At 39.9% G+C, this 23,930-nt stretch carries 23 protein-coding genes, 1 other RNA gene and 1 other annotated feature; of the genes, 20 read left to right on the plus strand and 4 right to left on the minus strand.

Annotated elements, in window-relative coordinates; translation table 11 throughout:
- Positions 1 to 159: 159 nt before the first annotated feature.
- Complete coding sequence (locus M3183_RS00005) at positions 160 to 1,269, minus strand: N-acetylmuramoyl-L-alanine amidase (protein WP_251465230.1); 1,110 nt, start codon at positions 1,267 to 1,269, stop codon at positions 160 to 162.
- 167 nt (positions 1,270 to 1,436) lie between these two features.
- On the opposite strand from M3183_RS00005, the gene M3183_RS00010 reads away from it, so the two are divergent.
- The 8 genes from M3183_RS00010 to M3183_RS00040 all read left to right on the plus strand — a co-directional run bounded on the left by M3183_RS00010 (position 1,437) and on the right by M3183_RS00040 (position 7,137).
- Complete coding sequence (locus M3183_RS00010; RefSeq protein ID WP_251465232.1) at positions 1,437 to 1,613, plus strand: hypothetical protein; 177 nt, start codon at positions 1,437 to 1,439, stop codon at positions 1,611 to 1,613.
- Between the two features lie 57 nt (positions 1,614 to 1,670).
- Positions 1,671 to 1,907 (plus strand) — a binding site (T-box leader).
- Between the two features lie 81 nt (positions 1,908 to 1,988).
- Entirely contained in the window at positions 1,989 to 3,263 is a 1,275-nt protein-coding gene (hisS, locus tag M3183_RS00015; RefSeq protein WP_251465241.1) for a histidine--tRNA ligase, read from the plus strand.
- Between the two features lie 16 nt (positions 3,264 to 3,279).
- Positions 3,280 to 5,049, plus strand: a complete 1,770-nt coding sequence (gene aspS / locus M3183_RS00020; protein WP_251466213.1) for an aspartate--tRNA ligase — start codon at positions 3,280 to 3,282, stop codon at positions 5,047 to 5,049.
- 66 nt (positions 5,050 to 5,115) lie between these two features.
- A non-coding RNA gene (gene ssrS / locus M3183_RS00025) (6S RNA) lies at positions 5,116 to 5,312 on the plus strand.
- Between the two features lie 156 nt (positions 5,313 to 5,468).
- Positions 5,469 to 6,236 carry a tRNA threonylcarbamoyladenosine dehydratase gene (locus tag M3183_RS00030; protein WP_251465243.1) on the plus strand — a complete coding sequence of 256 codons (768 nt, stop codon included), beginning with the start codon at positions 5,469 to 5,471 and terminating at the stop codon, positions 6,234 to 6,236.
- A gap of 237 nt (positions 6,237 to 6,473) precedes the next feature.
- Positions 6,474 to 6,599: a hypothetical protein gene (locus M3183_RS27035; RefSeq protein WP_285878145.1), complete on the plus strand. Its 126-nt coding sequence runs from the start codon at positions 6,474 to 6,476 to the stop codon at positions 6,597 to 6,599.
- Positions 6,600 to 6,825: 226 nt separating this feature from the next.
- On the plus strand, positions 6,826 to 6,963 hold the full coding sequence (locus tag M3183_RS00035) for a hypothetical protein (RefSeq protein WP_251465246.1): 138 nt from the start codon (positions 6,826 to 6,828) through the stop codon (positions 6,961 to 6,963).
- An 18-nt stretch (positions 6,964 to 6,981) separates the two neighbouring features.
- The gene (locus M3183_RS00040; protein WP_251465247.1) at positions 6,982 to 7,137 is read left to right on the plus strand and encodes a hypothetical protein; all 156 of its coding nucleotides are present in this window, start codon (positions 6,982 to 6,984) and stop codon (positions 7,135 to 7,137) included.
- Positions 7,138 to 7,272: 135 nt separating this feature from the next.
- Here the strand turns inward: M3183_RS00040 and M3183_RS00045 are convergent, their stop codons facing one another.
- Positions 7,273 to 8,184: a nuclease-related domain-containing protein gene (locus M3183_RS00045; RefSeq protein WP_251465248.1), complete on the minus strand. Its 912-nt coding sequence runs from the start codon at positions 8,182 to 8,184 to the stop codon at positions 7,273 to 7,275.
- 199 nt (positions 8,185 to 8,383) lie between these two features.
- Here M3183_RS00045 and M3183_RS00050 point away from each other — a divergent pair, with 199 nt between their 5' ends.
- The 3 genes from M3183_RS00050 to trhO all read left to right on the plus strand — a co-directional run bounded on the left by M3183_RS00050 (position 8,384) and on the right by trhO (position 11,432).
- Positions 8,384 to 9,310 carry an ABC transporter ATP-binding protein gene (locus M3183_RS00050; RefSeq protein ID WP_251465251.1) on the plus strand — a complete coding sequence of 309 codons (927 nt, stop codon included), beginning with the start codon at positions 8,384 to 8,386 and terminating at the stop codon, positions 9,308 to 9,310.
- Positions 9,303 to 10,250 carry an ABC transporter permease gene (locus tag M3183_RS00055; protein ID WP_251465254.1) on the plus strand — a complete coding sequence of 316 codons (948 nt, stop codon included), beginning with the start codon at positions 9,303 to 9,305 and terminating at the stop codon, positions 10,248 to 10,250. Before M3183_RS00050 ends, M3183_RS00055 begins: the two co-directional genes overlap by 8 nt.
- A gap of 207 nt (positions 10,251 to 10,457) precedes the next feature.
- The gene (gene trhO, locus M3183_RS00060) at positions 10,458 to 11,432 is read left to right on the plus strand and encodes an oxygen-dependent tRNA uridine(34) hydroxylase TrhO (RefSeq protein WP_251465256.1); all 975 of its coding nucleotides are present in this window, start codon (positions 10,458 to 10,460) and stop codon (positions 11,430 to 11,432) included.
- A gap of 62 nt (positions 11,433 to 11,494) precedes the next feature.
- Here trhO and M3183_RS00065 read toward each other — a convergent pair whose 3' ends face one another.
- Entirely contained in the window at positions 11,495 to 12,766 is a 1,272-nt protein-coding gene (locus tag M3183_RS00065; RefSeq protein ID WP_251465258.1) for a replication-associated recombination protein A, read from the minus strand.
- 194 nt (positions 12,767 to 12,960) lie between these two features.
- Between M3183_RS00065 and cymR the strand changes: the two genes are divergently transcribed.
- From cymR to M3183_RS00085, 4 genes are all read left to right on the plus strand, one after another.
- Positions 12,961 to 13,380, plus strand: coding sequence for a cysteine metabolism transcriptional regulator CymR (gene cymR / locus M3183_RS00070; protein WP_251465260.1), 420 nt, complete (start codon positions 12,961 to 12,963; stop codon positions 13,378 to 13,380).
- 45 nt (positions 13,381 to 13,425) lie between these two features.
- Positions 13,426 to 14,568, plus strand: coding sequence for a cysteine desulfurase family protein (locus tag M3183_RS00075; RefSeq protein ID WP_251465262.1), 1,143 nt, complete (start codon positions 13,426 to 13,428; stop codon positions 14,566 to 14,568).
- A 36-nt stretch (positions 14,569 to 14,604) separates the two neighbouring features.
- A complete protein-coding gene (gene mnmA / locus M3183_RS00080; protein WP_396953689.1) occupies positions 14,605 to 15,723 on the plus strand; it encodes a tRNA 2-thiouridine(34) synthase MnmA in 1,119 nt (372 codons plus the stop codon).
- Positions 15,724 to 15,902: 179 nt separating this feature from the next.
- Positions 15,903 to 17,114, plus strand: a complete 1,212-nt coding sequence (locus tag M3183_RS00085; protein ID WP_251465273.1) for a GNAT family N-acetyltransferase — start codon at positions 15,903 to 15,905, stop codon at positions 17,112 to 17,114.
- Between the two features lie 27 nt (positions 17,115 to 17,141).
- Here M3183_RS00085 and M3183_RS00090 read toward each other — a convergent pair whose 3' ends face one another.
- The gene (locus tag M3183_RS00090; protein WP_251465275.1) at positions 17,142 to 17,594 is read right to left on the minus strand and encodes an Lrp/AsnC family transcriptional regulator; all 453 of its coding nucleotides are present in this window, start codon (positions 17,592 to 17,594) and stop codon (positions 17,142 to 17,144) included.
- Between the two features lie 275 nt (positions 17,595 to 17,869).
- On the opposite strand from M3183_RS00090, the gene M3183_RS00095 reads away from it, so the two are divergent.
- From M3183_RS00095 to M3183_RS00115, 5 genes are all read left to right on the plus strand, one after another.
- Positions 17,870 to 19,012, plus strand: a complete 1,143-nt coding sequence (locus M3183_RS00095) for a Leu/Phe/Val dehydrogenase (RefSeq protein ID WP_251465277.1) — start codon at positions 17,870 to 17,872, stop codon at positions 19,010 to 19,012.
- A gap of 30 nt (positions 19,013 to 19,042) precedes the next feature.
- Positions 19,043 to 20,110, plus strand: a complete 1,068-nt coding sequence (gene pdhA, locus M3183_RS00100; protein ID WP_251465288.1) for a pyruvate dehydrogenase (acetyl-transferring) E1 component subunit alpha — start codon at positions 19,043 to 19,045, stop codon at positions 20,108 to 20,110.
- On the plus strand, positions 20,110 to 21,126 hold the full coding sequence (locus M3183_RS00105; RefSeq protein ID WP_285878152.1) for an alpha-ketoacid dehydrogenase subunit beta: 1,017 nt from the start codon (positions 20,110 to 20,112) through the stop codon (positions 21,124 to 21,126). Before pdhA ends, M3183_RS00105 begins: the two co-directional genes overlap by 1 nt.
- A gap of 13 nt (positions 21,127 to 21,139) precedes the next feature.
- On the plus strand, positions 21,140 to 22,429 hold the full coding sequence (locus M3183_RS00110) for a dihydrolipoamide acetyltransferase family protein (RefSeq protein ID WP_251465290.1): 1,290 nt from the start codon (positions 21,140 to 21,142) through the stop codon (positions 22,427 to 22,429).
- A gap of 82 nt (positions 22,430 to 22,511) precedes the next feature.
- The gene (locus M3183_RS00115; RefSeq protein ID WP_251465292.1) at positions 22,512 to 23,888 is read left to right on the plus strand and encodes an amino acid permease; all 1,377 of its coding nucleotides are present in this window, start codon (positions 22,512 to 22,514) and stop codon (positions 23,886 to 23,888) included.
- Positions 23,889 to 23,930: the final 42 nt, after the last annotated feature.

A 23,930-nucleotide genomic window follows, 5' to 3' on the forward strand; every position in this document is an offset into this window, starting at 1 on the left:
TCCAAAAATGGCATAAAAATTGACCCCTGAGGGGTCTGATTGAGGATAAAACAAGCAAGAAAATGCTTAAAAATGGAAAACGGCACCCGAATGGGGATATTCGGAATGCCTTTTGTCTACAATCTGAATGCTTGGCACTTATGTTGTGCCAAGCATTTTTTAATGATTCTTAAAATAACGAACCAATCCTTTGTATAAACCGGCTGCAGCATTTTCCTGATACCAGCTGGAATTTAACGCTGCTTCTTCTTCAGGATTGCTTAAATAGCCCAGTTCTATTAAAACAGCATTTTGACTGTTTTCTCTAATAACGTGGTAATCGCCAAAGCGAACACCGTGACTCATTAATTTTGTTTGCCTGACAGTTGAATTAAAAAGACTCACAGCGAGTGCCTTTTGATATTCATGGTAATAATATCCAGTCATTCCTCGAATTGACGGATCCAAATTACTGTCATAGTGAAGGCTGATGAAAGCATCTGCTTGTTTGGCTTGTCCAATTCTTACTCTTGAAGTGAGTGATAAATAAATATCGGAATTCCTAGTTAAATAGACATTGGCACCGGCCGCTTTTAATTTATCATAAAGCAGGTAGGCTGTTCTCAATGTTAACTTTTTCTCTAATGTTCCATTTTCCCCTGTTGTTCCTTTATCTTCTCCGCCATGACCTGGATCAATGACTATTATTTTCCCTTTAAGACCATTTCCATTCCCAGTATATACAGCTTTTGGTTTTGATCCGGAACTGTTGATAAACTCAGCGTCTGCCCAGCCTCTTAAATCTGCGAATCCAATCTCCAGCCAATTGTTTTGCCTGCTATAAATTGTGACCATTGTTCCCAATGCCAATTTTCCAACAACTGAACTTGAATTAGAAGGATCCATGCGGATATTTAATGTATCGGCATCAACAACTCCTATGTCTGTTGAAGGGGAAATCTGTGTACTTTGAGTATTTTGGCTTGAAGCTGTATTTTGCGGTTGATCGTTTTCTTTTACAACCAGCCATTTAACGACCCAGCCGGTTTTGGAAACGGCATAGCGGATTTCAATCCAGTCTCCTTGCTCTTGTACAATTTCATATGTTTCCCCACGTTTAGCGATGGCTGTTAAAGGATAACTTAAATCGGGGCCGCTGCGAATATTTACGCTATCGGTACCAATCGTAACAACCCCGACGGTCCCGGCAGCCAGCGTTTTTCCCTGCGGCAGGAAGGCTAAGCAAATAAGAATGATACATACTAGAAATAGGCTGTATTTTTTAGTCATATTCCCCTCCTACTTTTGATAGCTTGTCCTAATTCATTTTATAACAAAATTTTCTGAAAATCATTCCTTAACTCCCAATTTAGGGTAAAAAGTGGACTTCTATGAAATTTTTTAAAGGATGTGGGGATAATAAACAGAAACGGAAAAGTTATGAGGAGTGATAAATTTTGAGGGCAAGTGAAAAAGGAATGAATATCCAATCAATGGATGGCCGGCTTTTCGGAGTTGACTTTCATGATTTTTTGCAAAAAGAACAGCATTCAACCCCTGTTGAATTGGCATCAGAATTTGGTTTAACGATGAGGGATGTTAGAAATTTAAAAAAGCATTTGGAAAGGTCGTAATCTTTACTTGACATTACTATTGTTGCTCCGTATTATTATAAAATAAACTAATTCTTGAAATAACCAATGATGGAGCAAAGTAGTTAAGGAAATTTTCATGAAAAGAGAGGAAATGCCCCAGGCTGAAAGTATTTCCGCATGAATCTTAATGAAAGAACACTCCGTAGGTTTCTCTCTGAAAAAGACGGCTTTATTAGGAGAGAACGTAACAGGCGTTAACTGTTTGAGAGGAAAGGCAAGGTATTGTTGCTTTTCAACTAGGGTGGCACCGCGGATAAAACTTCCGTCCCTTGTATGAATACAAGGGGTGGGAGTTTTTTTATTTTGCTTAAAAAATGACCATACATAAACACTTTTAAAAAGGAGGACCTTGCAATGTCTATCAGTATACCAAGAGGGACACAAGATATTCTGCCAGGCGATGTAGAGCTCTGGCAGCAAATAGAGAACAAAGCAAGGGAGCTTTGTAAAAAATACCAATACCAAGAAATACGTACACCAATATTTGAGCATACTGAACTTTTTTCCAGAGGTGTCGGTGATACTACGGATATTGTTCAAAAAGAAATGTATACCTTTGACGACCGCGGCGGACGCAGCATGACGCTAAGGCCGGAGGGAACTGCTTCAGCTGTACGGGCATTTGTAGAAAAGAAAATGTTTGGGCTTGCAAAACAGCCGGTAAAGCTTTACTACATGGGACCTATGTTCCGTTATGAACGTCCACAATCAGGGCGCTTCCGCCAGTTTGTTCAGTTTGGGGTAGAAGCATTGGGCAGTAATGACCCGGCGATTGATGCAGAGGTAATCTCTCTTGCCATGAATTTATATAAAGAAATGGGCTTACAAAAGCTAAAGCTGATTATTAACAGCCTTGGTGACAAGGAAAGCCGCCTTGCTCACCGTGAAGCGTTGATTCATCACTTTCAGCCGAGAATCGGTGAATTCTGCTCCGACTGTCAAAAACGTTTGGAAAAAAATCCGCTCCGTATTCTTGATTGTAAAGTGGACCGCGACCACGAATTAATGAAGACAGCACCATCGATTATTGATTACCTTAACGATGAATCAAAGGCTTATTTTGATAAGGTCCAGAAGTATTTAACATTGCTTGATATTCCATTTGAGGTTGATGCAAATCTGGTTCGCGGTTTGGACTATTATAATCACACTGCATTTGAAATCATGAGTGATGCTGAAGGATTTGGCGCCATTACCACGTTATGCGGCGGCGGCCGGTATAACGGCTTGGCTGAAGAACTTGGCGGCCCGGAAACACCGGGAATTGGCTTTGCTTTAAGTATTGAGCGTTTAATTGCCGCACTTAAAGCAGAAGGCATTGAAACGGATGTCAATGAAGGGATTGACTGTTACCTGGCAGCACTTGGAGAAGATGCGAAGGATTACACTGTAGGTCTTTTGCAGCAGCTTCGCTCAGCTGGTTTTTCTGCTGAAAGAGATTATTTAAATCGCAAAATTAAAGGCCAATTTAAAGCTGCCGACCGGTTAAACGCTAAATTTGTAGCCGTACTCGGCGATGATGAATTGAAAAAGAATGTTATAAATGTAAAAGATATGGCAACCGGTGAACAAGTAGAGGTAGCACTCGAATCATTAGTTGATTATTTTCGTAAGTTGCAACAACAATAAGGGGGACATAAAAGTGATATATGGCAGAACTTATTTCTGCGGTGAAGTACCAGAGACTGCAGTTGGAGAAAAAATTACTTTAAAAGGATGGGTGCAAACAAGACGAGACCTTGGCGGTTTAATTTTTATCGATTTACGCGACCGTTCAGGAATTGTTCAAATTGTCTTTAACCCGGATGTTTCAAAAGAGGCATTGGAAATTGCCGAGAGTGTTCGAAGTGAATATGTATTAGATGTTGTCGGGACCGTTGTTGCCCGTGACCCTGAAACCTATAACGATAATATTAATACAGGGAAAATTGAAGTTCAGGTCGAAAGTGTAACGGTGATTAATAAAGCGAAAACACCGCCGTTTTTAATTTCCGATAAAACGGATGCTTCTGAGGATGTCCGTCTTAAATATCGGTATTTAGATATCCGTCGTCCAGTCATTTTTGAAACATTAAAAATGCGCCATGATGTAACCCGTTCGATTAGAAATTACCTTGATTCAGAAGGCTTCTTAGATATTGAAACACCTATTTTAACAAAAAGTACTCCTGAAGGGGCCCGTGACTATTTAGTACCAAGCCGTGTGCATCCAGGTGAATTTTATGCTTTGCCGCAGTCACCACAGCTATTTAAACAACTGCTGATGGTCGGAGGGGTTGAACGTTACTATCAAATTGCCCGCTGCTTCCGTGATGAAGACTTACGGGCAGACCGTCAGCCGGAATTTACTCAAGTGGATATCGAAACAAGCTTTTTAAGCCAGGACGATATTATAGCGATGACTGAAAAAATGATGGCTAAGCTGATGAAAGAGGTTAAGGGAATTGATGTAACTTTGCCGTTCCCTCGGATGCATTATAATGAAGCAATGAGCCGTTTTGGGTCAGATAAGCCAGATACTCGGTTTGGTCTTGAACTGGTCGAAGTTTCGGAAATTGTAAAGGATTCAGGCTTTAAAGTCTTTGCATCAGCTGTTGCAAACGGCGGCCAAGTAAAGGGAATTAATGTTAAAGGGGCTGCAGATAAATACTCGCGCAAGGATATTGATGCATTAACAGAGTTTGTGTCTGTTTATGGTGCAAAGGGTCTGGCTTGGTTTAAGGTAGAGGCTGACGGGTTTAATGGACCAATTACGAAGTTCTTCTCTGAAGATGATTTTGCACAAATTAAAGCTGCTATGGAAGCATCTGAAGGAGACCTGCTGGTATTTGTTGCAGATAAAAAGAAAGTTGTAGCCGATGCTCTAGGTGCACTTAGACTTAAGCTTGGTAAAGAATTGAATTTAATTGATCAGAGCAAATTCAATTTCTTGTGGGTAACGGACTGGCCGCTATTAGAGTACGATGAGGAAGAAGAGCGTTATTATGCTGCACACCACCCATTCACGATGCCTTTCCGTGAAGATTTAGAATATCTGGATACAGACCCATCCAGAGTCCGTGCTCAAGCATATGATATAGTTCTCAACGGCTATGAGCTGGGCGGAGGCTCACTAAGGATTTTTGAACGTCCAATTCAGGAAAAAATGTTTAAGGTCCTTGGCTTTACACTGGAAGAAGCACAGGAACAGTTTGGCTTCTTGTTAAATGCTTTTGAATACGGAACACCTCCACATGGAGGAATCGCGATTGGTCTTGACCGTCTGGTAATGCTTCTTGCAGGAAGTTCAAACTTAAGAGACACGATTGCATTTCCGAAAACAGCAAGCGCAAGCGACCTGTTGACAGACGCACCAGGAGAAGTTTCCAAGGCCCAATTAAGAGAATTATATTTGTCACTAAATGTTAATAAATAACAAGAATTCGCTTTCATGAAGTCTTGATGGAAGCATCAAAATATGCTACTATTAAGTCAATCAAGAAGAGTCCTGAAATGTACGTTGTGTTACCTGAAGTTTTGACCGAACATATTAGTATTGGGAGTCCGGAGTTTCCTGATTGCGCAAAAGCCCCGCTCTTTGACGAATATGGGGACTTGCAATATCGGGGACAGAACACCCACCTGCCTAGTGCGGGATCAAAACGAAGGATTAAAAGCGACGGCATCATTGGGACTCTTTCTATTGCGAAAAAATCATCCTCCTGGACTTCAGGAGGTTTTTATTTTGAAGTTATGTGTATAATTCCTATGTAAATACTTGTTTTTATAGAATGGTATGATATATTTTTTAAGGTGAAAAATAAAAAATAATTGAATTAATTTGGAGTGAATATCATGCTGCATCAATTTTCTCGTAATGAGCTTGCAATAGGTCAAGAAGGCCTTGATATTATGAAAAACAGCACTGTTGCCGTGCTGGGAGTCGGCGGTGTTGGTTCCTTTGCCGCTGAAGCTCTTGCCCGCTCAGGAGTCGGCCGTTTAGTATTAATCGATAAAGACGATGTAGATATTACCAACATCAACCGTCAATTGATTGCATTGCTTTCGACCATTGGCAAACCAAAGGTAGATATTATGGAAGAGCGGATTAAAGACATTAATCCTGATTGCGAAGTTATTTCATTAAAAATGTTCTACACGGAAGAAACGTATGAAGAAATTTTCAGCCACAAATTGGATTTTGTCGTAGATGCGTCTGACACAATCGTCTATAAAATCCATTTAATGAAGGAATGTTTAAAACGAGGGATTCCGATTATTTCGAGTATGGGTGCCGCCAATAAAATGGACCCAACCCGCTTCCAAATCGCCGATATCTCCAAAACACATACTGATCCGATTGCCAAGGTTATTCGTACGAGGCTTCGCAAAGAGGGCATTCGCAAAGGAATCCCAGTTGTTTTTTCTGATGAAAGCCCAATTGTCATTCGGGAAGATGTCCGTAAGGTGGTCGGCAATGAAGCAGCCGAAATCCGCAAAGCCAAAATGCCCCCATCATCCAATGCATTTGTTCCATCAACCTGTGGACTGATTATGGCCAGCTATGTAGTCGGCAAGCTGCTTAAAGATATTAAGATTCATCGTGTTAGTGATGAGAAATAATGGTGAACGAGCCCTGAACTAATTTGGTTTGGGGTTTTTTTATTGGAAACAAAGTCATTTATCGTGGGTACTCTGAGTTAAGTTGTCCGAGAAAGGGGCGAATCTGGTAATACAGTCAATGGAGAGAAGCTGGATGGCCCGCAAAAGAGAAAAATCCGTTGAAACGGTCAATGGAGAAGTGCTGGATTGCCCGAGAAAGGGAAAAATCCGGTAATATGGTCAATGAAGAGGAGCTGGATGGCCTGCAAAAGAGAAAAATCCGTTGAAACGGTCAATGGAGAAGTGCTGGAGAAGTGCTGGATTGCCCGCAAAAGAGAAAAATCCGGTAATCCGGTCAATGAAGAGGAGCTGGATGGCCCGTAAAAGAGAAAAATCAGGTTAATCGGTCAATGGAGAGAAGCTGGATGGCCCGTAAAAGAGAAAAATCAGGTTAATCGGTCAATGGAGAGGAGCTAAATTGCCCGTAAAAGAGAAAAATCAGGTTAATCGGTCAATGGAGAGGAGCTGGATTGCCCGTAAAAGAGAAAAATCAGGTTAATCGGTCAATGGAGAGGAGCTGGATGGCCCGTAAAAGAGAAAAATCAGGTTAATGGGTCAATGGAGAGGAGCTGGATGGCCCGTAAAAGAGAAAAATCCGGTAATCCGGTCAATGGAGAGAAGCTGGATTGCCCGGAAAAGAGAAAAATCCGTTGATCCGGTCAATGGAGAAGTGCTGGAGTGCCCGTAAGAGAGAAAAATCAGGTTAATGGGTCAATGGAGAGAAGCTGGATGGCCCGGAAAAGAGAAAAATCAGGTTAATCGGTCAATGGAGAGAAGCTGGATTGCCCGGAAAAGAGAAAAATCCGGTAATCCGGTCAATGAAGAGGAGCTGGATGGCCCGAGAAAGGGAAAAATCCGTTGATCCGGTCAATGGGGAAGTACTGATTACCTGAGAAAGAAATCCGCTTAGCCGCGATGATATCCATAAATGTAGAAAGTCACGTCTAAGCGGTTAATAAGATATATTTTATTTGTTTACCATCAAAATAGCCCCTAGTTACCTATAATATCTAAAATGTCTTTCCCCAATAGCTTCAAAATATTTCTTTAAGACTCTTCTAATTACTTTTTTGGAATTAATCACTTTACACCATTCATAGACAATATTTGTAGTTATTTTTAAATCAGGAAACAGTAATCGTAATTCTTTTACAGTTCGTAATATAGCCGATTCTATATCTTCCTGACACCCACAATTACAAATGATATATTTATCATTGACTGAAATAACAAATGAATGACATAAGCAGCAAGTTATACCTTTTTTTGTTTTATGGTAATCGTATGAAGGCAGCATTTTATAACGAGGGTTGTTCTGATGCATCGAGATTAATAGTTCGGCAAGCTGTTTGTGATGATCATTTAATTTTGAAGGTAATTGGTTTAATTTATTTATAAATTTTTTAAGTTGTGTAGGTAACACAATGGGTTCATTTAAAGGAGCTTGATATAAGGTGAATTCGGGGTTTACAAAGGTGACATAACCATCAAGAGGTATATTAAACCCAAATTTTTTTAGAAAGGGGTTGAATAATGTTTTTGTTCGTTTTAACTGATCGAGAGGATTTTTAATTTCGTCTTTCGCCAGTGTATAAAATTCTTTTTCCTTCAGATCATAAAAAAAATCACCTTCGTAATTTTTAACTTCGATTGGAAAAATCCTATCCTGTGCAATAATAGTAGTATCAATTTGAAAAACGGAGTTGTTAAACTCAAGGCATAAGTCGTTTAAAATATATACTCCATTTTGAAGCTGGGCAGTAATTTGATCAAATAATACTTCTCCTGCATATCCTTTTTCAAGGTAATATAGACGTTTTTTGTCCTTTTCTGTTAATTCCAATCGATTATTTAAATATCTAAACTTCGTTATCTCCGGGGACTCAATTCGGGGTTTTAAAAGCAGCATAAATAAACAGCCACTTCCTTTCTCTATTTTTTCATACAATTATTATTTTATAGGAAAATACCGAAAAATGCGGAAAAAGATTTGAACATTTTGTTTCAATATTCAAAACCCTGTCAAAAAATAAAGAAAAAACAGGAAAACCGGACTTTAATAATGTAAACTAGAATAGCATTTATTTGCAGTAGAGAGGGGCGGCAATTTGGAATCGATTGTTGAGCTTAAAAATGTTTCAAAGGTCATGAAAGGACGCACGATTATAGATGATATCAGCTTTAAAGTAAATAAAGGGGAAGTGTTTGGTTTTTTGGGGCCGAATGGTGCCGGGAAGACGACAACAATCCGAATGATTGTAGGGCTTATCGGGATTACCTCTGGAGATATTACCATCGGAGGATATAGTATTAAGACAGACTTTGAAGCGGCAGTAGGACATGTCGGGGCGATTGTGGAAAACCCTGAAATGTATAAGTTCCTTACTGGCTATCAAAATCTTATCCACTATGCAAGAATGTCAAGAGGAATTACAAAGGAAAAAATTGCAGAAACCGTGAAACTGGTTGGTTTAGAGGATCGAATCAATGACAGAGTAAAAACATACTCACTTGGAATGAGGCAGCGGCTGGGTTTAGCACAGTGTCTTCTGCATGACCCGGAGGTGCTGATTCTGGATGAGCCGACAAATGGATTGGACCCAGCAGGAATAAGAGAAATTCGTGACTATATCCGCCTTTTGGCGCGTGAAAAAAATATGGCTGTGATCGTCTCCAGCCACCTGCTAACAGAAATGGAAATGATGTGTGACCGGATTGGAATTATCCAAAATGGAAAATTAATGGATGTCCAGCAAGTGAAGGAATTTATTAATACTGCAGAGGTCATGTTTGAGCTGGAAGTTACGCCAAGTGAAACGGCTTTGTCTATCGTAAAGTCAACTTATCCAAATGTTCAGGCAGGCCTATCAAGAAATGGGATTACCGTAGGGCTGTCAAAGCAGGAAATTCCTAGACTGGTGAAACAATTAGCAAAAGAAGAAATACAAATTTACGGAATAAAAGAAACTGTTAAGACACTGGAGGATCGGTTCCTTGAAGTAACTGGAGAAAAAGGGGGAACTCAACGTGGTTAATCTTATTAAAAATGAGTGGATGAAGATATTTAAACGCCCTGGCACATATGTTATGATTGCCCTTCTTATCATTGTTACGGCCATTTTGGGGGCCTTTTTTAAATATCAGGAAAAAGGTCCGGATGTAGTCGATAACCATTGGGAGCAAACTTTAATACAAGAGAACGATGCGTTAAATCGGCAAATGAAACAAAGCAGTTCTAAAGTCGAACAGCAATTTTTTAAAAAGGAAATTGCCATAAATGAATATCGAATTAAACATCATATTTCCCCGCATGAACAATACAATGTTTGGTCATTCGTTAAAAATGCATCAGATCTTATCGTATTGACAGGGTTATTTACAATCATTATTTCAGCGGGGATTGTGGCGAGTGAATTTTCATGGGGGACCATAAAGCTGCTGCTGATTCGGCCGATAAACCGCACTAAAATTTTGACTTCAAAATACATAACGGTAATTTTGTTTGCTTTGTTTTTATTGGCCATCTTGTTTATATTTTCAACTTTGCTGGGAGCAGTTCTATTTGGAATGCCAGAGCAAACTGTCTCCTATTTAAATTATTATAAGGGACATGTGACTGAACAAAATATAGTGGTTCACTTACTTATGTATTATGGATTAAGCTCCATTGATATGATTATGCTGACAACAATGGCGTTTATGATTTCTTCCGTCTTTCGTAACAGCTCGCTTGCCATTGGTCTTTCGATATTCTTATTATTCACAGGCGGGCAATTTACCGCTTTAATCTCACTTAAATATTCTTGGGCAAAATATATTTTGTTTGCCAACACGGATTTAATGCAATATGTTGAGGGAACGCCGATGGTAGAGGGAATGACAATGCCATTTTCGATTCTTATGCTGCTCGTTTACTTTATTGTTTTTCAGCTTTTAGCATTTCTCACTTTTAAAAAACGAGATGTTGCTGCATAAAAACAAATGCTGGCCATGAAGTTGGCCAGCATTTGTTTGTCATATAACCTATAAAAACAATAATTCCCATTGCTTTTTATCATTTTTTGTATGAAAATAATTATTTAGGGAAAGTTCATGAAACATTTCCAATAAAATTTGTAAGATCATTTAAACAGACCTAAATGACTATATCTTGCAAATATATTCAGATAGGGGTAGATGAACATGTCAGAAAACAAACCATATAGAGTATTATTGTACTATATGTATGTGCCAATCGAAAATCCCGAGGAATTTACCGCAGAACATTTACAGTTTTGTAAAGACTTAGGGCTTAAAGGAAGAATCCTCGTAGCGTCCGAAGGAATTAATGGAACTATTTCGGGAACAGTTGAACAAACAGATATCTATATGAAAACGATGAAGGAAGATCCGCGTTTCGCAGATATCGTGTTTAAAGTAGACGAGGCAGATGGTCATGCCTTTAAAAAGATGCATGTCCGTCATCGCCATGAGCTTGTCACGCTTCGATTGGAAGATGATATAGATCCAAATCAATTAACAGGTAACCATTTGAGTCCTAAAGAATTCTTTGAAGCAATGAAAGAACCAGAAACAGTTGTTATCGATGCCAGAAATGATTATGAATATGATCTTGGTCATTTTAGAGGGGCAGTACGTCCTGATATTCAAGCATTCCGCGATCTCCCTCAGTGGATTCGGGAAAATAAACAACAGTTTGAAGGAAAAAAAATTCTGACCTATTGTACCGGCGGAATCCGCTGTGAGAAATTTTCAGGCTGGCTTGTTAAAGAAGGTTTTGAAGATGTAGGGCAATTGCATGGCGGAATTGTCACCTATGGAAAAGACCCTGAAGTACAGGGGGAATTATGGGATGGACAATGCTATGTATTTGATGAGCGGATCAGTGTCCCGATTAACCAGACAGAACACGTCATTGTCGGAAAAGATTATTTTACTGGTGAGCCATGTGAACGATATGTTAACTGTGCAAACCCTGAATGTAATAAACAAATTATTTGTTCAGAGGAAAATGAACATAAATATTTGCGCGGATGTACACATGAGTGCCGGGTGCATCCTCGGAATTTATATGTGAAGGAACATGAATTAACAGAAGAACAAGTAGCAGAAAAACTAAAAGCTATTGGAGAAGAATTACCTGTAAAACAAAGCTAATTTAATAATGTTAAAAGCCCCCTGTATAAAAACTTTTTACAGGGGGTTTGATTTTCTACACTTTATTTTTTTCGCGTCAGTTTTTCATAGACAGAAGCAAAAGCCTGCTCAAATTTACCAGTTTTCTTAGGTTCATAGTATCGTTTGTTCCGAAGTTTATCAGGCAGATATTGTTGCTGGACCCAGCCGTTTTCGTAATTATGCGGGTACAAATAGCCGATTCCACGGCCCAAGTCTTTTGCCCCTTTATAATGGGCATCCTTTAAGTGGTCCGGTACATCACCGCCAATTCCCTTTCGAATATCTTCAAGAGCTGAGTCAATAGCCAAAATCGCAGAATTGGATTTAGGTGACAAGCATAATTCAATTACAGCATTTGCAAGCGGAATCCTGGCTTCAGGGAATCCGATTCGTTCTGCTGTTTTAATAGCCGCTAAAGTTCTGACAGCAGCCTGAGGATTAGCCAGTCCGATATCTTCATAGGCGATGACAATCAACCTTCTGCTGATGCTCGGCAGATCTCCGGCCTCAATCAGTCTGCCTAAATAGTGCAGGGCCGCATTGACATCACTGCCGCGGATGGATTTCTGAAAAGCAGAGACCACATCATAATGGGCATCGCCGTCTTTATCAGCTGCAATGCTTTTCTTTTGCAAACATTCTTCAGCTGTTTTGACATCAATATGAATCATCCCGTCATCATCTTTATCAGTTGATAAGACAGCCAGTTCTAATGCATTTAATGAGCTTCTTACATCGCCGCCTGAACCTTGAGCGAAATGAAGCAGGGCATCTTCTGATATATCCACCTTAAGGTTTCCAAGCCCTCGTTCTTCATCATTAAGCGCACGCAGCAATGCATGCTTGACCTCTTCAGGAGTTAGCGGTTTAAGTTCAAAAATTTGACAGCGGCTGCGGATTGCCGGGTTAATCGCATGATATGGATTGCTTGTTGTTGCCCCAATCAGCACAATCATCCCATTTTCCAAATAGGGCAAAAGAAAATCCTGTTTAGCTTTATCTAATCGATGGACTTCATCAAGCAGCAAAATGACTTTTCCCGACATTTTTGCTTCAGCTGCAACAATTTCCATATCCTTTTTATTATTCGTAACGGCATTTAATGTTCGGAATGCATACTTGGTACTGCCGGCTATGGCGCTGGCGATAGATGTTTTGCCTATTCCCGGGGGACCGTACAAGATCATGGATGTCAGCTGCTTAGCTTTGACCATCCTGGCGATAATTTTTCCATCGCCGACAAGATGTTCTTGGCCGACCACTTCTTCAATTGTTCGTGGACGCATACGAAATGCTAATGGTTTTTGTGACATACTCATCTCTCCAAATTTATTCACTCTTTATAACCATACCATTTTCACTTGAAAAAGCATATTGAAGAAGAATATGATATAATTTTGAAAGCCTATCTATTTACTGCGTATTTTTAATATAAGAACACTAATAAAGAAACTTAGCACATATTGCTTAGATTTGATTTATCTAATTTTAACAAGGAGTGAATGGAATGAAAATTTCTACTAAAGGCCGATACGGTCTGACAATTATGATTGAGCTTGCAAAAAATTATGGTGAGGGACCGACTTCACTTAAAACGATAGCTCAGGCAAATGATTTATCTGAGCACTATTTAGAGCAGTTGATTGCACCGCTTAGAAATGCAGGATTGGTTAAAAGTATCAGAGGTGCATATGGCGGCTATATTTTATCAGATATTCCTTCAAAGATTACTGCTGGTGATGTCTTGCGGGTTTTGGAAGGTCCGATTACACCTGTTGAAGGAATTGAAGATGAGGAACCGGCAAAGCGCGAACTATGGATTCGTATTCGCGATGCGATTAAAGACGTTATCGACAATACTACATTAGAGGATTTAGCCAGCCATAGTGAGGACAACGAGATGGAAGGTTATATGTTTTATATTTAATGTCAAAGGTAAAACTAGAGAATTATATTGAATGAAGGTGTAAAGATGGAACGAATCTATCTTGATCATGCCGCGACTTCACCCATGCACCCTAAAGTCATAGACAAGATGCTGAAAGTGATGAATGAAACGTTTGGAAATCCTTCAAGCATTCATTCATTTGGGCGGGAGGCACGGCATTATCTAGATTTAGCCCGGGCAGAGATGGCACGCAGTATAGGTGCAAAGGAAAATGAAATTATTTTTACAAGCGGTGGTACTGAAGCAGACAATATGGCGATTTTGGGTGCTGCTGAACAATATCAGCAGCAAGGAAAGCATATTATTACCACTCAGATTGAACACCACGCTGTTCTCCATGCCTGTCAGCGATTAGAAAAAATGGGGTTTGAAGTGACATATTTGCCGGTAGATGAAACTGGACGCATCGCTGTTTCTGACTTGAAAAATGCATTGAGAGATGACACGATTCTGGTCACCGTAATGTATGGGAATAACGAAGTTGGGACGTTGCAGCCAATCCATGAAATTGGACAATTATTAAAAGATCACCCAGCAAAATTTCATACAGATGCGGTTCAAGCCTATGGTGTAGAAAATATTGATGTAAACGAGTGCGGCATTGATTTATTATCTGTTTCTGCCCATAAAATAAATGGTCCAAAAGGAATCGGCTTCTTATATATTAGGCCGGACGTAAAAATTGCACCACGATTATTTGGCGGCGAACAGGAAAGAAAAAGACGTGCTGGGACAGAAAATGTTGCCTCCATTGCCGGTTTTCATGAGGCAGTGATTGTTGCCTCAGAGGACAAAGAAGTAAAACGAGAAAAATTCCTCGGATTTAAAAAACTTTTCATTGAGAAGCTTAAGGAAAATCAGGTGGAATTTGACATAAACGGATTGCTTGAACAATCACTGCCACATGTATTAAACTTAAGTTTTCCGGGAACAAATGTCGAAGCCATGCTGGTAAATTTAGATTTGGCCGGTATTGCGGTGTCAAGCGGTTCTGCCTGCACAGCTGGTTCCATTGAACCGTCACATGTCCTTGTTGCCATGTTTGGCAAGGGTTCGGAGCGGCTGACCAATTCAATCCGGTTTAGCTTCGGTTATAATACAACAACGGAAGACATTATTAAGACGTCCGAAGAGATCGCAAAGATCGTTTCACGTCTGAAAAAATAAATAGCAGTTCAGCTGAGGGAAGAGAGGTGAATGAAAATGGAAGGAAAAGATCCAAAAAATACCCGTGTCGTTGTCGGAATGTCCGGCGGTGTCGATTCTTCTGTTGCCGCACTGCTATTAAAACAGCAAGGCTATGATGTTATCGGGATTTTTATGAAAAACTGGGATGACACAGATGAAAACGGGGTATGTACGGCGACGGAGGATTACAATGATGTTATTCGTGTATGTAATCAAATCGGCATTCCCTATTATGCGGTAAATTTTGAAAAGCAATATTGGGACAAGGTCTTCACCTATTTCTTAAATGAATATAAGGCAGGAAGAACTCCGAATCCCGATGTTATGTGTAATAAGGAAATTAAGTTCAAGGCATTCCTTGAGCATGCGGTGAATTTAGGTGCAGATTATTTAGCTACCGGCCATTATGCCCGCGTCGTGTATCGTGATGGTGAATACAAAATGCTGCGGGGAATAGATGAAAATAAAGATCAAACGTATTTCTTAAATCAATTATCTCAGGAACAAATCAGTAAGGTAATGTTCCCTATTGGAAATCTTGAGAAATCTAAGGTGCGCGAGATTGCTAGCGAAGCGGGACTTGCAACAGCATCGAAAAAAGACAGTACTGGTATTTGTTTTATTGGCGAACGGAATTTTAAAGAATTCCTTGGTCAATATTTGCCGGCGCAGCCAGGGAATATGGAGACGTTTGATGGAGAGGTAAAAGGTCGTCATGAGGGCCTAATGTATCATACAATCGGCCAGCGCCACGGCCTTGGCATCGGCGGTGCAGGCGAGCCTTGGTTTGCAATTGGTAAAGACTTAAAGCGGAATGTCCTTTATGTTGGACAAGGCTTCCATCATGATAAGCTTTATTCTAATTCGATTATTGCGTCAGATATCAGCTGGGTCTCCAATCAAGAAAAACCTGCTGAGTTTGATTGTACGGCGAAATTCCGCTATCGCCAAGAAGATCATAAAGTAAAGGTGCGGCTGTTGGAAGGAAATAAGGCAGAGGTCATCTTTTACGAACCAATCCGAGCCGTTACTCCAGGACAAGCTGCTGTCTTCTACAATGGCGATGAATGTCTTGGCGGCGGAACGATTGATGAAGTGTATAAAAATGGTGAACGCTTAACATATGTCGGTTAAAAGAACTCTGAACTCCTATTTGTGGAGTCAGGGTTCTTTTTTTACCTACTCCTTTGTTAAGTCTAAAAAATACAAATAAACTAACCGGAAAAAGCTAGACATTGTCTAGTATAAAATCATTGGGTGGACAGAATAGTAGTATGAGCTAACAAGAACTAATCAATGATGGAGGGAAAAGGATGAGTCGATTAGATAGGCTCAAAATGAGAACAGTTGAACCTAAACATCTACAGCAATTCAATGAATTGTTACGTTATGTTTTTCAAGTGACCAATAATGAATTGCAGCAAGTGGGATGGGAGGACCGGGAAATTGCATTAGCCAAACTGCCTGTATTACAACAGGCTGACGTACTGGGATGGTTTGATGGGGAAAAATTAATTTCTCAGCTGGCAGTCTATCCTTTTCGAGTGAATATTTTTGGAGAAATTTTTGAAATGGGAGGATTAACTGGAGTTGGTACATATCCGGAATATGCTAATATGGGGCTCATGTATAAGTTGATGAAACAGGCTTTAGAAGATATGCGGCAGAGGAAACAAACAATTTCTTATTTATTTCCATATTCTTTTCCTTTTTACCGGCGAAGAGGATGGGAAATTATTTCAGACAAGATGACATTTGAAGTGAGAGATGTACAGCTGCCAAAACAGAAAAAAGTTTCAGGATACGTAGATCGATTGCCAATTGATCATCAAGACATTCGAACGGTTTACAATCGTTTTTCAAGTCTGCAGCATGCAGCTATGATTCGTAATGAACTAGCTTGGGATGAGTACTGGCGGTGGGATTTAGATGAGTTAACAGCAGCTGTATATTACGATATCTCACAGAATCCACAAGGGTACCTGTTATATTGGATTTCGAAAGATGTGCTTCATTTTAAAGAAATGGTTTATTTGAATCAAGAGGCACGTAATGGGCTTTGGAATTTCGTCAGTGCCCATTTCTCAATGGTTTCACGTGTGGTAGGTAATGTTTATACAGATGAGCCATTGGCCTTTTGGCTGGATGATGGGGATATTAAAGAGACAATTTCTCCTTATTATATGGCGCGCATTGTTGATGCTAAGCAGTTTATCTCGCAATATCCTTTTAGAGCCATTGGCATTGATACGAGATTGAAGATTCAGCTGGATGATCCAATGGCGGAATGGAATAAGGGGACTTTTAGCCTTCATGTATCAGCAGAAGGAAAAGGAGAATTGAGTCAAAGTGAAGGTCATCCAGAAGCTGTACTGGATATACAGACTTTGACGACCATGTTACTTAGTTACAAAAGACCAACTTATTTAGCGATGATTGGCCGTCTTAAAACAGATAAGAAGGTTGTAGAACAGCTTGAGAATATAATTGAACGTGATACTCCTTACTTTTCAGATTACTTCTAATGAAAACCGGGCGTTTGCCCGGTTTTTTCACTCTTGTAACGAGGTATGCGGCTTAATACAGCGGAAAGGGACGGGAGATGACAAAACAATTGATGTATTTACATTTCCGTACGGTGTCAACCTGTCAATAAGGCTGCTAAGATGATCCATCCCCGTAACAGCAGCTTTAAGTAAATAACTAACTGCCCCTGTTAACCTGTGGCATTCAACGATATCTGGGTCGTTCTGAATCCAATCTTCAAAATCTGTGTAAGATCGTATTTTAATTTCACTTAGCTGGATATAAACCACTACATTACGCCCAATCTTTTTAGGACAGACACGTGCGCTAAACCCATCAATAATTCCTTGTTCTTGCAGCCTGTTTAATCGCTCCGTAATACTTGGACGGCTAAGAGATAACTTTTTTGATAATTCACTGATTGTCATACGTGCGTTCTTTTGCAGGAGCTCTAGAAGACAAATATCAATTTGATCCATAAACTTGCCCTCCTTTTAAAAAATGAAGTTTTTTTCTTTGAAACTTATTCAAAATGTATAAAGGGGACTTGAAAATTATGCAATATGTTATGTATTTGATCTTTTATTTTCACTATCATAATAGTATAAACATAATTTTTTTAATAGTTCAATAGAGACAATTACTGCCAATTTATCTGTAAGTAGAAAATGACTTTGCTAGAAGCTTTGTAACTATTGAAGCGGTGCTGAATATTTTGAAAGCGCTAACTAAAAAATTAAATGGAGGGAAAATCATGAACACACTGAGGGAACACGATACATCTGTGCAATCAACAATTTTGGAAAAAATGAATGAACATGAGCAAATTGTTTTCTGCAATGATCCTCATACAGGGCTGCAGGCGATTATTGCCATCCATAATACAACACTTGGGCCTGCGCTGGGCGGCTGCCGGATGTATCCTTATTCATCAATCGATGAGGCATTAGAAGATGTAATAAGGCTCTCGAAGGGAATGACCTATAAATGTGCTGCTGCCGATGTTAATTTTGGCGGGGGAAAAGCGGTCATCATCGGAGACCCTTTAAAAGACAAAACACCGTCTTTGTTCAGATCTTTTGGCCAGTTTGTAGATTCCCTTAATGGTCGTTTTTATACAGGAACAGATATGGGGACTTCAACACAGGATTTCGTCTATGCCTCCCGAGAAACAAACTGTATCGTAGGGATACCTGAATCATATGGCGGAGGGGGAGATTCCTCTATTCCTACATCACTTGGTGTAATTTATGGGTTAAAAGCAACGAACCAAGAAATGTATGGCAGTGATGAGCTTTCTGGTAAAACATATATCGTCCAAGGCTTAGGAAAGGTAGGATTTAAAGTTGCTGTGCAATTGCTGGAGGCGGGCGCTGATCTTTTTGTAAGCGATATTAATTCAGCGTCGATTACAAAGATTCAAGAACGTGCAAAGAAATTGGGGAGAAATGTGACTGTTGTAAGTGGGGATGAAGTATATTCCACGGAAGCAGACATCTTTGTTCCATGTGCTTTAGGAGGCATTATTAATGATCGTACAATCGAACAGTTGAAGGTAAAGGCAGTAGTCGGTTCCGCTAATAATCAGCTGCTTTCGGAAAAACACGGTGAGATGCTGAAGCAGAAAGGTATTTTATATGCCCCAGATTATATTGTAAATGCTGGCGGTTTGATTCAAGCAGCAGATGAACTTTATGGCTATAACAAAGAACGAGTGCTGACAAAAACAAAATCCATTTACATTTCTTTATTGGAAGTTTATAAGCAAGCAAACTTAGATAATATTACAACAGCTCAGGCAGCTAATCGTTTATGTGAAAAACGGCTGGAAGACGAAAAAAGATTAAATAGTTTTTTCTCCCATACAAAGCGTCCTAAATGGAACATTGGCAAATAATGCACCATTTAAATAGATGAGGTGAGTAGAATGACAGTTGAATTTCCAATTTTACAAATTGTTGATGAAAATGGTCAATTAGTAAATGAACAATACAGGGATCAAATGACGAAAGAACTGGTCAAGGAGTTTTACTATAATATACTTCGAATCCGAACGTTCGACCGAAAAGCAGTTAGTTTACAGCGGCAGGGCAGGCTGGGCACATATGCCCCGTTTGAAGGTCAGGAAGCATCACAAGCCGGAAGTGCAATGGCACTTGATAAAGACGATTGGATTTTTCCAACCTATCGTGACCATGGTGCGACCTTAACATTTGGTGCGGGTATGACACGAACCCTTCTATATTGGAATGGACGTGTAGAAGGCAATGTGCCTGAAGAAGGAAAGAGGATTTTTCCGCCCGCTGTTCCAATTGCTACCCAAATCCCCCATGCAGCAGGAGCGGCAATGGCGGAAAAAAGAAAAGGCACAAATAATGCGGTGATTGCCTATTTCGGGGATGGTGCAACATCAGAAGGAGATTTTCACGAAGGACTAAATTTCGCTAGTGTATTTCAAGCACCGGTTGTCTTTTTTAATCAAAATAATCGGTTTGCGATTTCCGTACCGATTGAAAAGCAAATGAATTCAGGAACAATAGCGCAAAAAGCACTTGCCTATGATATGCCTGGGGTTCGAATTGATGGCAATGATATATTTGCTGTTTATTTTCAAGTGTTGGAGGCGCTTAATCGAGCACGAAATGGACTTGGACCGACTTTAATTGAGGCTGTGACATGGAGATATGGAGCTCATACAACTTCCGATGATCCTGCTAAATACCGTGATCAATCGGAAAGTGAAACAATCAGAAAAACGCAGGATCCGCTTCTTCGCATTGAACGGTATATGAAATCAAACAACTTATGGGATAAAGAATGGATTAAGAAGATAACGGAAGAAATCACAACGGAGGTCGAACAAGCGGTAAGAGGGATGGAACAATTTCCAAAACCAAATGTAAATGACTTGTTTGACAATGTATTTGAAAAGCCGACATGGACGATTGCGGAGCAAAAGGAACAATATCTTCAATTCACCAGGAGGGAAGCCTAATGATGATAGAAAAAGAATTAGTTAACCGTCCTATGGGAACAAACCAATTAACTCTTGTTCAAGCGATAACCGATGGATTACGGACCATGTTAAAAGAGGATGATAGCGTCCTAATACTTGGGGAAGATGTAGGAAAAAACGGGGGTGTATTCCGTGCAACTGAAGGATTACAGGAACAATTTGGGGAAAACCGGGTAATGGATACGCCGTTAAGTGAAGCAGGCATTGTGGGCACATCTATTGGTATGGCAGTAAATGGCTTTAAACCAGTTGTTGAAATCCAATTTTTGGGGTTTATTTATCCTGCTTTTGAACAGATTATGACACATGTTTCACGAATTCGGATGCGGACTATGGGGAGTTATACCGTTCCAATGGTGATTCGGGCCCCGTACGGTGCTGGTATTCGTGCGCCGGAAGTCCATTCAGACAGTGTCGAAGCATTATTTACGCATATGCCGGGAATTAAAGTGGTCTGTCCTTCTTCCGCTTATGATGCAAAAGGTCTTTTAATTGCAGCTATTGAAGATCCGGATCCCGTATTATTTCTAGAGTCAATGAGAAGTTACCGGGCAAACCGGGAAGAAGTTCCAGAGGGAAAATATATGGTTGAAATTGGAAAGGGAAAGAAGCTTCAGGATGGGGATGACGTTACATTAATTACCTGGGGTGCAATGGTTCCCGTTGCTTTAAAGGCTGCCGAACAGGCCAGGATACAAGGAATGGCCTGTGATGTAATTGATTTAAGGACTTTGTACCCGATTGATAAAGACATCATTGCTGAATCTGTTCAAAAAACAGGACGTGCGGTAATTATCCATGAGGCACAACAAACAGGCGGTTTAGGGAATGACATTATATCGATTATTAATGATACTTCATTTTTATTTCTGAAATCACCGATTGAACGTGTTACAGGTTTTGATGTACCAGTTCCATTTTTTGCTTTAGAAGACAAATATCTTCCGACACCGCAGCGGGTCATGAAGGCAATTGAAAAAGTGATGCATTTCTAAAGGGAGGATAACAATGGTTGAAGTGAAATTACATGATATCGGTGAAGGGATGACAGAAGGCGAAGTTATTCAATATTTTGTTAAAGTCGGCGATATGGTCCAGGCAGATCAGCCGCTTGTAGAAGTGCAAACAGATAAAATGGTTGCAGAGCTCCCTTCTCCCGTTTCAGGAAAAGTCAAAGATATTGTGGTTGATCACGGCAGTTTGGTATCTGTTGGTACGACACTGCTGGTACTGGAAACAAAAGACGAGAAAACAGATGAACCGGTAACTGAAAAAGTTGAAGAACTTGTAACTCAAAAGAAGAGACCTGATTCCGAACGAATGGATCTAATTGAAACGCCGAAGAAACAAAAAAGATTTATTATGGCGGCACCTTACACACGGAAAATTGCACGTGAATTTTCTGTGGATATCGAAGAAATTACCGGAACCGGTCCTCGTGGGAGGATTACGGTTAAAGATGTCTATGATTATGTTAAAAAACGTGATCAGATTAAGACGAATGAAAAACTTCCAGCAGCTGAAAACAACCCTTCACAGGAAAAAGTGATTATGGAACAAGAGCGCAGGCCGAGAAAAGGAAGAAACGATCTTATACAAGATCATAAGCTTGAAGTGATTCCATTCAGGGGACGACGTAAGCAGATTGCAAAAAAGATGGCACATTCCCTATTTACGATTCCACACGTGACACACTTTGAAGAGGCTGATTTAACGGAACTATCAGCCTATCGAAACGAATTAAAAGCAATGAATATTCATATTTCTGCTGCAGCTTTCTTTATTAAGGCAATGACTGTTGCATTAAAGCAATACCCTGTATTTAATGCAAAACTCGATGAGGAGAATGAAGTCATTTATTTAGAAAAGGAATACAATATCGGGATTGCAACTGATACAGAAGATGGTTTAATTGTTCCAGTTATCCATCACGCTGATCGCTTATCTGTCCGCCAAATCCATAATCAGCTTAAAACATTGACCCTAAAAGCGCAGGAAGGCAGACTGGAACCGGCTGAGATGAGAAATGGAACATTTACCGTCAGTAATGTTGGTCCATTGGGCAGTATTGGTGCAACTCCAATTATTAATTATCCAGAAACAGGATTAATTGCCTTCCATAAAACAAAGAAAATGCCGGTTGTAATGGAAAACGATGAGATTCACATCCGCTCCATTATGACCATGTCGATGTCATTTGATCACCGTGTAGCAGACGGTGCCACGGCTGTTGCCTTTACTAACCGCTTTAAACAGCTGATTGAAAATCCTAAGGTTTGGCCCATTGAATTTGCTTAATGAATGCAATATTTCATTAGTTTTTACGATTATTCTATCCCAAATTTACAGTTAATTGATTAGAAATGTAGGTGGAATTGATATGAATTCAAATAATGCACGACTGCAAAAAAGGCTGCTGCCGAGGCATATAACATTAATGGCAATGGGAGGAGCAATTGGTACAGGAATTTTCAAAGGAAGTGCTGAAACGGTATCGATTGCTGGACCAGGTGTGATTTTTTCTTATATATTGGCGGGAATATTTCTTCTTGTGGTAATGGGGGCCATTGCGGAAATGGCAAGTGCCTATCCGAACACTAATATAAAAGGATTTGTTCAGAAAGCTTTTGGGAAAAGGGCTTCATTTGTAATGGGCTGGATGTATTGTTTTATGTGGTTGTCTGTTTGTGTTATTGAGGTAGTTGTTGCTGGAAGCTTTCTGCAATACTGGCTTCCGGCTTTCCCGCTTTGGGTACTAAGTTTAGGATGCGCAGCTTTCGTCATCGGTATTAATATGATGAATGTTAAGAATTACGGAGAGTTTGAATTTTGGTTTGCCGGCGTCAAAATTGCCATGATTATTGTATTTATCGTATTGGGGGCTTGTATTCTTTTTGGCATTATCCCTTCAGGCAAAACGGGTTATCTCGAAAACTATATGAATCATGGCGGGATTTTTCCCAATGGCTGGATGTCGGTCTTCCCTGCTTTGTTAATTGTTATGTTTTCATATGGAGGGTCTGAACTAATCGGTGTAACGATTACTGAAACTGAAAATGCCGAACGGATCTTGCCCAAAATTATCAAAAGCTTCATTCTAAGAATTGTCTTATTTTACACATTACCCATTCTTATTATTTGCGGCTTAATTCCATGGAATGAACTCAGCGGGCAGGCAAGCCCATTTGTACAAGTATTATCGATGGTTGGGATGCAGGGAGCTGCGCATTTAATGAATTTCATACTCATTACTGCAGTCCTTTCAGCAGCGAACTCGGGCATATATGGCTGCACAAGGATGCTGCATTCTTTAGCCCTTGAGGGAGAAGCTCCGAAATCTTTCTCTTATGTAACAAAAGAAGGTGTCCCTCTGGCTAGCTTATTGTTAACAGCGATAGTATTGACTGGCGGGGCTTTGGCTGCATTCATTGCACAGGAACATGTATTTACTATTTTAATGGCCGTACCGGGCTTTGTTGTATCATTGGTATGGACCGGCATATGTGCTTCCCAGCTAAAACTTCGTAATACTTATACAAAAGAACCAAACTTTAAAGTATGGGGATACCCATACATCACCGGTGCTGCATTAGTGTTTTTAATCATTATTTTAACCGCTTTTGTGCTTGACGGACAGAATAGAGTTAGTATTATGGCATGTCTGCTTGTTTTTGCTTCGTTAGTCACAATCTCCTTTGTTAAATTTAAGAATCAATTAGAACTGGATACAAAGGGCGAAAACAAAAATGCTATCTAAAGATGATTATTTGAGCCAGGTTTAGCACCTGGCTTTTTGGTG

It is taken from the genome of Neobacillus mesonae (assembly GCF_023715155.1).
Classification (GTDB): Bacteria; Bacillota; Bacilli; order Bacillales; family Cytobacillaceae; genus Neobacillus; species Neobacillus mesonae_A.